The sequence below is a fragment of the Rhizobium hidalgonense genome (assembly GCF_005862185.2).
Lineage (GTDB): Bacteria > Pseudomonadota > Alphaproteobacteria > Rhizobiales > Rhizobiaceae > Rhizobium > Rhizobium hidalgonense.
In genome coordinates this window covers 586,868-599,530 of the sequence record NZ_CP054028.1, presented here as the reverse complement: position 1 = coordinate 599,530, position 12,663 = coordinate 586,868, and the positions used below count along the sequence as shown (strand labels likewise).

The 12,663-nt window shown below is 61.9% G+C and carries 8 protein-coding genes and 1 pseudogene; 7 read left to right on the top strand and 2 right to left on the bottom strand.

All coding sequences use genetic code 11. The features are described from left to right. The first annotated feature begins 145 nt into the window (after window positions 1-145). Both FFM81_RS24055 and FFM81_RS24050 read left to right on the top strand, forming a co-directional pair. Window positions 146-1,075 (top strand): substrate-binding domain-containing protein, encoded by a 930-nt coding sequence (locus tag FFM81_RS24055; RefSeq protein ID WP_003572779.1) that lies wholly within the window; start codon window positions 146-148, stop codon window positions 1,073-1,075. A 16-nt stretch (window positions 1,076-1,091) separates the two neighbouring features. Beyond that, complete coding sequence (locus tag FFM81_RS24050) at window positions 1,092-3,236, top strand: methyl-accepting chemotaxis protein (RefSeq protein ID WP_138384434.1); 2,145 nt, start codon at window positions 1,092-1,094, stop codon at window positions 3,234-3,236. Window positions 3,237-3,290: 54 nt separating this feature from the next. Here FFM81_RS24050 and FFM81_RS24045 read toward each other — a convergent pair. Further along, window positions 3,291-3,897 (bottom strand): annotated as a pseudogene (locus FFM81_RS24045) (DUF3422 family protein); the annotation flags it as partial. Between the two features lie 206 nt (window positions 3,898-4,103). Then, window positions 4,104-5,390 carry an ABC transporter substrate-binding protein gene (locus tag FFM81_RS24040; RefSeq protein WP_138384435.1) on the bottom strand — a complete coding sequence of 429 codons (1,287 nt, stop codon included), beginning with the start codon at window positions 5,388-5,390 and terminating at the stop codon, window positions 4,104-4,106. Window positions 5,391-5,581: 191 nt separating this feature from the next. Here FFM81_RS24040 and FFM81_RS24035 point away from each other — a divergent pair, with 191 nt between their 5' ends. The 5 genes from FFM81_RS24035 to FFM81_RS24015 are packed head-to-tail and all read left to right on the top strand — an operon-like array spanning window position 5,582 to window position 12,662. Beyond that, window positions 5,582-8,104 (top strand): hypothetical protein, encoded by a 2,523-nt coding sequence (locus tag FFM81_RS24035; RefSeq protein ID WP_138384436.1) that lies wholly within the window; start codon window positions 5,582-5,584, stop codon window positions 8,102-8,104. A gap of 16 nt (window positions 8,105-8,120) precedes the next feature. Continuing rightward, window positions 8,121-9,215 carry a beta-galactosidase BglB gene (gene bglB / locus FFM81_RS24030; RefSeq protein ID WP_003572775.1) on the top strand — a complete coding sequence of 365 codons (1,095 nt, stop codon included), beginning with the start codon at window positions 8,121-8,123 and terminating at the stop codon, window positions 9,213-9,215. Next, complete coding sequence (gene pglB, locus FFM81_RS24025) at window positions 9,212-10,576, top strand: polygalacturonase PglB (RefSeq protein WP_003572774.1); 1,365 nt, start codon at window positions 9,212-9,214, stop codon at window positions 10,574-10,576. Before bglB ends, pglB begins: the two co-directional genes overlap by 4 nt. Beyond that, window positions 10,564-11,670 carry an ABC transporter ATP-binding protein gene (locus tag FFM81_RS24020; RefSeq protein ID WP_138384437.1) on the top strand — a complete coding sequence of 369 codons (1,107 nt, stop codon included), beginning with the start codon at window positions 10,564-10,566 and terminating at the stop codon, window positions 11,668-11,670. Before pglB ends, FFM81_RS24020 begins: the two co-directional genes overlap by 13 nt. A gap of 2 nt (window positions 11,671-11,672) precedes the next feature. Then, window positions 11,673-12,662 (top strand): carbohydrate ABC transporter permease, encoded by a 990-nt coding sequence (locus FFM81_RS24015; protein WP_138384438.1) that lies wholly within the window; start codon window positions 11,673-11,675, stop codon window positions 12,660-12,662. Window position 12,663 lies beyond the last annotated feature (1 nt).

Sequence of the window (12,663 nt, the reverse complement as noted above, 5' to 3'; positions counted from 1 at the left end):
TTCAAGTCCGGCCGCGGTCTTCGACCAGGCGCTCGCGCTGCTGCGAGATCATATCCTCGCGCTAAATTTTTGTTTCCGACCGAAAAGCAAAATTTAACCAAGTTTTGGAATAACGCGTTCATATCCGAATTGCGCAGGGGAATTCATGAAAACGGCCACGCTTGCATCCATCGCCCTGGCGATATCGATCTCTGCCGCCAACGCCCAGACGATCGGGGTTTCGATGTCCGACCTGGACAAATTCAGGACGGCGCTGTTGAACGGCGTCATCTCGCACGGGCAGACGATTTCGGGCCTCAAGCTCGTCACCGAGAACGCCAAGGGTGATAATGAGCTTCAGAAGAAGCAGGTCCAGAAGCTCATCGCCGACAAGGTCGACGCCATTATCCTTGCAGTCTCCGACGGCGATCTCGGCCCGCAGATGACCAAGATGGCGGCGGATGCGGGCATTCCCCTTGTTTACATCAACAACGTTCCTTCCAACTTGCTCGATCTGCCCGACAATCAGGTTGTGGTTGCCTCCAATGAGAAGGATTCCGGAACACTGGAGACGAAGCAGGTCTGCGCGCTCCTCAAAGGCAAGGGCCGCGTCGTCGTGCTGATGGGGGAAACCTTCCACGCGGCCGCCCGGACCCGTACCCAGGACATATCAGACGTCATCGCCACGCCTGAGTGCAAGGGGCTCGAGATCGTCGAACGGCAGGCGGCCTATTGGTCCAGCGATTATGCCGACCAGCAGGTGAAGGAATGGATCGCGGCCGGCGTCAAGTTCGACGCAGTCATCGCCAACAATGACGAAATGGCGCTCGGGGCGATCCGCGCCATGAAGAAAGCCAATATCCCGATGAAGGACGTCGTCGTCGCCGGCGTCGATGCGACCGACGATGCACTCGCCGCGATGGTGGCCGGCGATCTCGATGTGACCATTCTCCAGAGCGCCGTCGGCCAGGGAGCGGCCGCAATCGACGCTGCCGTCAAGCTCGTCAACAAGGAGAAGGTGCCGCGCGAAAATAACGTCCCCTTCGAACTCGTCACACCTGAAAACATTGCCCAATACCTGCCGAAGAGCCAGTGAGCATAAGAGGCCTATGATGTTGCATTTCTGGAATAAATTCGGCATTCGCGCGCAGATCACCTCCGGCTTCGTGCCGTTGATCCTGTTGATGAGCCTGCTCACCGTCAGCGCGATCTCGGGCATGAATACGCTTGCCGCGATTTTCGCCTCCTATCGCGCCACGGCCGGTCAAAGTCTCGCTATCTCCGATTACAGCGATCAGCTGCACGAGATCCAGATGTCAGCGGAAGCCTTCCGCTCGACACCGACGCAGGCCGTGGTCGACAGCTTCCGCGCCGGCGTGAAGGCCTTCGAGGCGGATGACCCGCGTTTTGCCGGCAACAAGGACCTGCAATCCGGCCTTGCGACGATTCGCCAGGATATTGCCGGATACGGCAAGGCGTTCGAACAGATCGTCTCGCTGCAGGCCAGGCGTGATGCGCTGATCTCCAAGGTCACCGAATTCGGGCCATGGACCAGCATTGCACTCAACGACGTCATGCGCAGCGCCTGGCGCCAGAACGATGTGCCGCTGCTGCATATGACGGCTGCAACGCTCGAAGCCTTGAACCGCAGCCTCTACTTCTCTGAACGCTTCGTGCATTCCGACGATTTTGCGGCCTACGATACGGCCCAGGCAGCACTCGCCGAAGCAGTGTCGCTCAATGATGCCGCCGCCAAGGCCGCAAAAGACGAGCTGCAGAAAAAGCGCCTGATGGGCGCCGGTCAGCTCATGCAGAACTATACCGGCCGTCTCGGCGACATGAAGGACGTCTTGCAGGCGAGCGGCAATATCCGCCAGACACAGCTTAACGTGCTGGCACCGAAAATTGCAGGCGAGTTCAAGGATCTGCAGGCCGGCGTCACTGGCGCGCAGAAGACCCTGGACGGTTCGGTCGAAGCAACGGTTGCCTCCGCGACCAGCATGACGCTTGTTATCAGCGGCCTGCTGATCGTCATTGGCCTCGTGCTCTCCTATTTCGTCGGTCGCCTGATTTCCTCGGCAGTGCGCAAGATGGCGCAGTCGATGGAGCAGCTTGCCCGCGGCGAGGACAAGATCGTGATCACCGGCGTCGAACACCGCCACGAGCTGGGCGCCATGGCACGTTCGCTGAAGGTCTTCCAGGAGACCGGACGCGCCAAGCTGATTGCCGAAGCCAATGCCGAACGCGCCCGCCTCGCCGCCGAAGAAGAACGGCTGCGCCAAGAGGCCGATCGTCTCTCCGACGCGCAGGTGATGGAGCATGCATTCCGTCAGATTTCCGCCGGGCTGGACGCACTCTCGAAGGGCGATCTCACCGTCCGCGTCGGCGAAGTCGATCATCGCTACGTCAGGATCCGCGATCATTTCAACAATTCGGTCGCAAGCCTTGAAGGGGCCGTCGCCTCCGTCATTCGCGCGGTCGCCACCATCCGGTCGGGCCTTTCGGAAATCTCCACGGCCTCCAACGATCTTGCCCGCCGAACCGAGCAGCAGGCAGCTTCGCTGGAGGAAACCGTCGCAGCGCTCGGAGATGTGACGCGCGGCGTCAATGGAACGGCCGAGGGTGCAAGCCGCGCCCAGTCTGTCGTGGCGACGGCCCGCACCAATGCCGAAAAGGGTGGCGAGATCGTTGCCCGTGCCATTGCCGCTATGACGGAAATCCAAAATTCCTCGTCGAAGATCGGCAACATCATCAGCGTTATCGACGAGATCGCCTTCCAGACCAACCTTCTGGCGCTGAACGCCGGCGTTGAAGCGGCGCGCGCCGGCGAAGCCGGCAAGGGCTTTGCGGTCGTGGCCCAGGAAGTCCGCGAGCTCGCCCAGCGCTCGGCCAATGCGGCGAGGGAGATCAAGCAACTGATCTCGACCTCCTCGACACAGGTCAAGACAGGTGTCCAGCTGGTAGGCGAATCCGGCCTCTCCCTCGAACAGATCGTCGAGCAGGTCACGGCGATGAATGCGACCGTGACGGAGATCGCCGTGGCCGCCCGCGAGCAGGCGACAAGCCTGCGCGAGGTGTCGGCTGCCGGCGACCAGATGGACAAGGTGACACAGCAGAACGCCGCAATGGTCGAAGAAACCACGGCGGCGGCGCAGAGCCTGACACAGGAAACGGAAATCCTTGCCGAGCTGCTGCGGCGGTTCAAGACGAGCAGCGGCCGGGCATCGGAACATCGCCATTACGCAATCGCGTCCTGATGTCCAACCGGTGCTAACGAACGCCGCTGCCTCGGAAGGCGGCGGCGTCTCTTGCACCTGGATACGCGCCCGCTCCTCCATCGAGGTCAAGAGTGAGGCGTTCTGATCTTCGAGCTGGACCTGCACGGTGGTTCTGAGCAGGTCGCCGGCGAGGCTGACGCGTTCGGCCAGTTCGTCGAGACGCCGCTCCGCCGCATAGACCGAACGGACGGCCGGTTGAACGCGTCTGTCGATGAATGCTCCGGTTCGTTGCCTTTGCTCGACGCGTTCCTCACGAAGTTCCGACAGCCTGCTTGCCACGATCTCGGCATAGGCTTTTGTCGCGCCGAAAAGGTGACGAGCAACCGCGGAGAAGTTGAGGACGTCGGAGGAGAGCCTGGTTACCTCGGACGGCAGCGCCTTGTCGACTTTGACGGCACTCTGCACATGCGCGATAGGTCGAGGCGCGTCGTCGAATTTTGAAAGCTTCGATACCGTCTCGCGCGCCATCTGCGCCGCCGCCAACCTGGGATGCGACATAGTCCAGCTTCGGTTTTTCGGGACGATTTCCGCCCGTTTCGTCACACACCAATACCCGGACCGCGGCTATGACCTTGCCGTCGATCTGGCGGCAGCAGGCCTGAAAGGTTTCCGGTGGATTGCTGCCTGGTTCGGCCGGTGCGCCTGTGCCGGCGCGATCGGCGGTCACGGTCGACACCGCGCTGGCTTCCTTCGGAAAGACCTAGCGTGGTTCAGTCCATCGATAATTCGAAACCAATCGAGCTGATCGAGACTGGAATATGTGAGGGGAAAAAAACGATCAGCCACGGCCCCTTGCAAGGTCGTGGCTGATGCAGCGCGCAATCTGCGGGGGACAGGCGCGGCCGGCTATTTGTTGGCGGCGAGCGCCACGTTGATCTTGTCGACGTCTGCGCTCATCGCCTTGAAGGCGTCTTCGAGGGAAAGCTCGCCGACGATCAGCTGGCTCATCCTTTGCACGATCAGCTGATACATGGCCCCAGATCCCTTGAGGCGTTCCAGGTCGCGGGCGGCCTGCGGCGCGCTGTCGCGGGCTGCGAGGAAGACGGCCATGGCGTCCTTGGCATTCTTGCTGGTCAGCTTGTACTGCGGATCCTTGATGTTGGCGCCGGTCAGGATGACGTAGTTTTCGGCGATTTCACGCTGGACCTTTTCAGAGCCGAGGAACTCGATGAACGAGGCGACGGCCTGCGGATACTTGGTGCGCTTGAAGCCGACGATCGCCGTACCGCCCGGCATCGCGTAGCAACCGGCATCGCCGCAGGGCGCGCTGATTGCCGTCCAATCGAAGCCGTCGCCGATCTTCTGCTGGAACGGATTGACCATCCAGTTGCCGGCAATATAGGTCACGACATTGCCGTTGACGAACTCGTCACCCATGTTCTTGTACTGGGTTCCGCCGGCAGCACCCCACATTTCCTTGGGGAAGGAGCCGTCCTTCGTCCAGTTGTAGAGATCGGTGATGTAGTGCTTGGCGGCATCGTCGGGGAACGAGAACTTGCCGTCCTTGACGTAATTCGAACCGTAGGAGAAGGCCGCTCCAGAGAAGCGGTGGCCCGAACGGTCCATCGTGAACGGGATCTGGGCGCCAGTCGCCTTGGCGACGCGGGCGGAGGCTTCGACGATCTCCTTCAGCGTGGCGGTCGGCTTCGGAAGCGGCTCCTTGGCCTGGTCGAAGAGCGTCCTGTTGACGAACGGCAGGTTGAAGGTCTGCGAGGCGACATAGCCGTTGATAGAGTTCTGATCGTTGACACCGGGGAAGCGAAGCGTGTTCAGGCTGTCGCCGTGCAACTTGGCAAACCCGTCCGGATCCTTCATCAGCGGCCGCATGTCGAGGTAGTAGGGCGCCAGCTGCCAGTCGGTGATCTTGGCAACGTCAGGGCCTTCGCCAATGGCAAGCTGCACCGGCAACTGCTTGGCGACGGCATCATAGCCCGACGAGACGAAATTTACCTTGATGTCGGGATGCGCCGTCTCGAATTCCTTACTCAGCGCTTCCATCCGCTCGACGTAGGCCTGATCGTCGTCGGTGAAGAGAAAGGTGATCGTCTGGGTTTCCGCCATGGCGACGCTCGACCATGCGAAAGAAACTGTGGCCAGCGCCAGTGCGAAAGCCCCTGAAAGATACGTTTTCATTCTCATCCTCCCATGAAAACATTTTCATCAATCGCGGCATCAGCCATCGATAGGCGAATTTCATATACTTGACATTCGTTCCGTCAAGCTATTTTCTGGGCGAATGGCGATGTATTTGAGCAATTCTCAAAAGTCACGCGCACAAATGACCTAATGAAAATATTTTCATTAGATTGCGGAGGAGGCGATCTGTGAAAACGGAAAACATCAAGCGGCCGGGCGACATGGCGCCAGCATACAGCGTGGCTGAGGGGCAGACGGTAACGGCATGGGCCGTTTCCGGCCTCATCGCCAGCTATTTTCCCGGCACGCCGGCCCCTGCCGAAGATCGCGTGGACTATCGTTTCATCAACGGTTTCGTCGACGTCGGCGATCTGCCCTGCCGCAAGGCCTTCTGGTCGACCATGGTGGGGCGGCCGCTTCTGCCCGATACGTCCTGGCCGACGACAAGCCTCTATCTCCCCGGCTCGAACCGCCGCGTCGAGTTCACCAGCTTCTGGCATGCGCCGACGCATGTCAGGCGATGGTTGAAGGGCACGTTCAGGGTGGACGCTCCGCGCCAGCTCAAGCTTGCGCTCAAGACCTGCGGCGGCGTTCGCATTTGGGTCAACGGGCAGGAGGCGGTGCGCTTCGAGCCCTTCAAGCGCAACGTCGAAAGCGCAACTGAGATAACGCTGTCGCTCGACGCCGGCGACAACGAGATTCTCGTCCATACCGAAGACCTTGCCGAGCGCGACACGACCTGGTTTTTCGAGCTCGAAATGCTGGACACTGAGCCACTCTCTGTGCTGCTCCCGGTATCGCTGGATCAGGATGAAATCCGTGAGCTCGAGGCCCTTTCGCGCGGCATGCGCCCGGCCCATGACGTGTTCGTCAATCAGCCGCTGGAAATCATCTTCGACACGGCGCCCGAGCGCGACCTGCCCGTGGAGCTCAAGGTCGTCGGCCATGGCCATGAGCGGCCCGTTCTCGCCCATGCGAAACTGACCCTGCACGCCGGCCAGAGCCGGCTAACGGCCGAGGATGTCTGCGGTATTGCGGATGGTTATCATGGCATCAACATGACGATCGGCTCCGGCCCTGGCTCGGTCACCCGCGTCATCGATGCCGCCTTCATGAGCAGCCTTTCGGCATCGCCGACCGAGACGGCGCTTTCCGCCCGCAAACGGCAGGCGCTGGAATACAGCGCCCGCTTCGGCGCCAACCGCGCCGGCCGCCTTATCGCCATGATGGAAACCGGCTACGACGATCGGGAGAGCTTCGAGCGCATCGTCGATGCGACGCTCGCCTCGATCGATGCGCGTGAGGATTGCTCGGATTTCATCATGGTGCCGCTGCTCTGGCTGCTCGGCGCCTATGGCGACCGGATGCCCACGGCCACGGTCGAACGCATCCGCCGTTCCGTTTTATCCTACCGCTACTGGGTCGACGAGCCGGGCAATGATGCCATGTGGTTCTGGAGCGAGAACCATGTGCTCTGCTTTCATACGAGCCAGCTGCTGGCCGGGCTTTTCCTGCCCGACGAGGTCTTTTCCGCCTCAGGGCGGACGGGACGGCAGCAGGCCGAACTCGCCGTCGAGCGCCTCGGGCGCTGGTTCGACAGCGTCGAAGCCCACGGCCTGGCGGAGTGGAACTCGGCCGCCTATTACCCGATCGATTTCATCGGCCTGCTTGCGCTGGAGCGCTGGGCCGAAAGCGGGATCGCCAATCGCGCCCGCGGCCAGATCGATCTGATCTTCCGGATGATCGCCCTTCATACGCTCGCGGGCGTTCCGGCCGGCTCGCAGGGGCGCGCTTATGACAAGGAACTGCGCGCCGGGCCGCTGACCGAGCTGGCGCCCTTCGCCCAGGTCGCCTTTGGAACGGGCTGGCTGAACAACGGCGTCGCGGCATTGACGATGTTCTGCGCCGGCAGTTACGAGCCGCCGGCCGATCTCGCCGAGCTTGCAGCGCTTCCGCGAGGACGAAGCGTCGAGGCGCGTTACAGCCAGGGGCTCGAGAGCGGAAAGCTCGTGCTGTTCAAGAACGAGGCCGCGCAGTTGTCGACGGTTGTCGATCACAAGACCGGCAGCAAGGGGCACCAGCAGCATGTCCTCGACATCAGGCTCTCCGGCCATCCGATGGCGAGGCTCTGGGTCAACCATCCCGGCGAAGACGATCCCTGGGGCAATCAAAGGCCGTCTTATTGGGCCGGCAACGGCATCCTGCCGCGCGTTGCCCAGCATCGCGACGTCGCTCTGTTGATCGAGGATACGGGCGGCGCGCGGCATGCATGGACGCACGCCTATATCGGCCGCGACGGTCTGGACGATCTGATCGTCGAGGGCAATTGGCTGATCGCGCGGTCGGGCCGTGGATTTTCCGCCCTCTGGGCGTCGAACGGCCTGGAACTGGTAACCGACGGGCCGACGGCCGGCCGCGAGGCGCGCTCCTACGGATCGCTCAGTGGCTGGGCGGCCATTGTCGGATGCGGCAATGGCGAGGCCTTCAAGGCCTTCATCGAGCGCTTGTACCAGACGACGGTTTCCTTCGACGGCGCGCTTCGGCGCCTTTCCCTGACACCACCGGGCGGCCCGGCGATCTTGCTTTCTTATGCCGACGGTCTTTCGATCGCCGGCAAGCCCCGGCCGTTCACGCATGACCAGCCGCAGCCGTTTCTCACCCACGACAGTGCGGCCGCCGGTGCCGGCACTGACGGACCGTTCTACTCCTGAAACATAGGTCTCCAGCATGAACACAACATCCGTCGATAACGCCGCCCTCCTGACGACGATCGATCGCGTGGCGACGGCTTTCAGCCGGCTCAGGGGCATCAAGGAAGGTCTGGTGACGGATAATGCCGCTTCCGGTATCCAGTTCGACGAATGGGACTGGGAAGTCGGCGTCGGCCTTTACGGATTTCTCAGGCGCGCAATTTCCACCAATGACCAGAAGGCGCTGCAGGAGCTCGTTGCCTGGTATAGCGGCCAGATCGAACGCGGCCTTCCGCCGCGTCAGATCAACAGCACGGCACCGATGCTGCCGCTGGCAATCCTCGTCCAGCATGCCGACCGTCCGGATTTTCGCGCTCTCGTCGAGGACTGGGCCCAATGGCTCATCAACGAATTGCCGAAGACCGAAGAGGGTGGCTTCCAGCACGTCGTCAAGGAGCGACTCAACGACGGCGAATTGTGGGACGACACCCTGTTCATGGCCTGCCTCTTCCTTGCCCAAGCCGGCGTGCTCTGCGAGCGCAAGGACTGGATCGACGAGGCCGTCTATCAGTTCATGCTACACACCCGCTATCTCGCCGATCCGGTCAGCGGCCTCTGGTATCACGGCTGGACCTTCAACGGCCGGCACAATTTCGCCAATGCCTTCTGGGCGCGTGGCAATGCCTGGATTACGGTTGCGATCCCCGAGCTCTTCGACCTCGTGCCGACGCTTAGCGAGAAGGACCAGCGTTTCCTCTCCAACGTTCTCGCCAGCCAGGTGCGCTCGCTGAAGGCATATCAGCGGCCGGATGGCATGTTCACGACGCTTCTGGACGATCCGTCCTCGCCGCTCGAAACCTCGGCAACGGCGGGCATCGCCTATGGCATGTTGCGCGCCATAGATGCCGGCATTCTGGACGAGAGCGACAGGTATCACGCGGAGCGTGCGCTCAGGGCCGTGATGGCGCGAATCGACGACGAAGGCGTCGTCCACGGCGTCTCGGACGGCACGCCGATGGGCCATGATCTCGATTTCTACCGGCGCATCCCGAACCTGCCGACACCTTACGGCCAGGCGTTGACCATGCTGCTTCTGACCGAAGTTCTGATCGAGAGTGGCCGTCGCCAATGAGCGCTCCCTCCCTCTTCGCGATCGAGGCGCCCGACAGCGACAATACTGATCGCCTGCAGGCGGCAATCGACAGTCTTTCAGCTTCCGGCGGCGGACGCCTGGAGCTCATGGCGGGTATCCACATCTGCCGGGGGCTGCGGTTGCGCTCCGGTGTCGACCTGCATCTGGCCGCCGGCGCGATCCTGCGTCCGGTTCCCGATTATGCGGCTTACGCACGCACGACGGTTTCGGTGATCGCCGAGAAGTCAGACCGCGGCATGATCGTCGCCAGTGGTGCGCGGCGGATCAGCCTGACGGGGGAAGGGCGCATCGAAGCCAGCTGCGAAAGCTTCATCACAGGAGACGACGAGACGGTCGGAACCTTCATCCCGGCCGAATTCCGTCCCCGTGTCGTCGTCTTCGAACACTGCGACGAGGTCGAGATCGGTTCCCTCACCATCAGCGGTTCGCCGATGTGGACTCTGCATTTCGTCGACTGCACCAATGTCGCTGTCCGCAACGTCACGATCGAAAACGACCGCCGCCTTCCCAATACGGACGGCATCGTGCTCGACGCCTGCCGCGGCGCCTTCATCGAGGACTGCACTATATCGACGGCCGACGACGGCATATGCCTGAAGACGAGCATCGGTCCTGAAGGCGTCGCCATCGGCCGGTGCGAGAACATTCTCGTGCGCCGCTGCTCCGTTCAGAGCTTGAGCTGTGCGCTGAAGATCGGCACGGAAACGCATGGCGACATCACCAATGTCCTGTTCGAAGATTGCAGTGTCTCGTCTTCCAATCGGGCGCTCGGCATATTTTCCCGCGATGGCGGCCGGATATCGAATGTGAGGTTTTCCAGAATTTCGGTTGATTGCCGCGAAACGCCGGATGGCTTCTGGGGTTCGGGGGAGGCGCTGACCGTCAATGTTGTCGACCGCATCGCCGAACGCCCCGCAGGCGCTGTCGAAAACCTCATTGTCGAAGATGTGACCGGCCGTATGGAAGGGGCGATTACCGTCATTGCTGCCGCGCCGTCAGGCATCCGGAACGTGTCGCTGGCCCGTATTGCCGTCTGCCAGCAGCCCGGAGAACTCGGCACCGGGCGGACCTATGATCTTCGCCCGACCAATGCCGATCTCGCTCCGAGGGCCGATGGCGGCGGGCGCGCCAATGCCTGGACCCGCGGCGCGGACGGCCGGGTGATCGGCCTGCAGGACTATCCCGGTGGAATGCCGGCCGTTTATGCAGCCGATGTCGACGGGATCTTGATGAACGAGGTGCGGATCACGAGGCCGGCACCGTTGCCGCAAGGCTGGAACGAAAACGACGTCGTCTTCGAAACGGCGGCATCTGATGGGAGTGAGGCATGGCAGAACTGAAACTTTCCACCGTCAACAAGGCGTACGGCACGGTCAAGGTCCTGCATGACGTCGAACTCGATATCAAGGACGGCGAATTCGTTGTCTTCGTCGGTCCGTCCGGATGCGGCAAGTCGACCCTGCTGCGCGTTATCGCCGGCCTCGAGGAGGTGACGGAGGGTAAGATCGCGATCGGCGGGCGCGATGTCAGTGCGCTCTCGCCGGCCGAGCGCAAGATCGCCATGGTCTTCCAGTCTTATGCGCTTTATCCGCATATGAGCGTGCGCAAGAACCTCGCCTTCGGCCTGGAAAACTTGAAGTTCAAGCGCGCCGAGATCGAGGCCCGCATTGCTGAGGCCGCCAGGATGCTGGCGATCGAACCCTATCTCGATCGGCGTCCGAAGCAGCTTTCGGGCGGCCAACGCCAGCGGGTGGCAATCGGCCGGGCGATCGTGCGCGAACCTGATATTTTCCTGTTCGATGAGCCGCTTTCCAATCTCGATGCGGCGCTTCGCGTCCAGACCCGCGCCGAGATCACCAAGCTCCACCGCGAGATCAAGACGACGATGATCTATGTCACCCACGACCAGGTCGAGGCGATGACAATGGCCGACAAGATCGTCGTGCTGCGCGCCGGACGGGTCGAGCAGGTCGGCGCGCCGCTCGAACTCTTCGACCACCCGCGCAATCTCTTCGTCGCCGGCTTCCTCGGCTCGCCACGCATGAACCTCATCAAGGGCAAGGTCGCCGCCATCACGGAAAGCGGCATCGCCATCGATGTCGCCAACGGCGGCAGGATCGTCAGCGATGTCGATCTCGCCGGCATTGCAGTGGGGCAGGAGGTTCTCGCCGGCATAAGGCCCGCGCATTTTTCGCGCTCCAGCGGTCAGGGCCTGCCGTTCGTCGTCCAGTATCACGAGGGCCTGGGCACCGAGACCTACGTCTACGGCAATCTCGAGGGGCAGGGCGAGCAGATCATCATCCATGAGGCCGGCCACTTTGCGCCTCATCAGGGCGATCGGCTCGTGATCGATGCCGATCCGGCGCGTGTTCATCTGTTCGATCCCGAAAGCGAACTTGCTTTTGCCCGTCGATCAGGGCGGGGGAGGCGCTGACCATGGCTGCTGCTGGTGTAATGCTCTCCCAGACAGGCGAAACGGCGATGAGGGTGGTCGAGGCTCCGATGAATGCGGTGGAGCGCGTCCTCGGCCGCAAGCGCATGCCCTGGCTATTCCTGGCGCCGAACCTCGTTTTGTTCGCCATCTTCACATTCCTGCCGATTGCGATTGCAGTCGGTTACGCCTTCACCGGCGGCACGAATCTTTTCGTCTCGGAGCGGCCCTTCGTCGGTTTCGACAACTTCCGCGCCCTGCTGTCCTGCGGCAACTACCTGCAGCCCGGAACCTGCCAGGAATCGTTGTTCTGGACGGCGGTGTGGAACACGCTGTGGTTCGTGGCGTTGAACGTCACCGCCACGTTGCTGGTGGCGTTGATCACGGCGCTTATCCTCAACCGGGCGATCTTTGCGCGCGGCTTCTTTCGGGCGATGTTCTTCTATCCCGTCCTGCTGTCGCCCGTCGTCATCGGCCTGATCTGGAAATGGTTCCTCGATCGCAACGGGCTGCTGAACGCGTTCTTTCAGATGATCGGCGTGCCGCCGGAGATTTTCCTGCTCGATGTCGGCTGGTCGCGCTTCTTCGTCGTCGTAGTGTCGGTCTGGTTCCATATGGGTTTTTACACGCTCATCCTGCTCGCCGGCCTCCAGGCGATCCCGAAGGAGCTCTATGAGGCCGCCTCGATCGACGCAGCTTCGCCGCGCCGCACCCTCTTTAGAATAACGCTGCCTCTTCTTGCGCCGAACCTGCTCGTCGTATTCATCCTGTTGATGATCAAGTCCGTGCAGATCTTTGACGAGGCTTGGGTTCTGACGAACGGCGGTGGCCCCGGCACAGCCAACAGCTTCATCGTCCAATATATCTACCAGATGGCATTCAGCAGCGATCTGCGCCTCTTCGGGTTGGCCTCGGCCGCCTCAGTTCTCATGGGACTGGTGCTCCTGGCACTCACCCTCATACAACTGCGCCTCGGCAAGCGAATGGAGTCCTGAA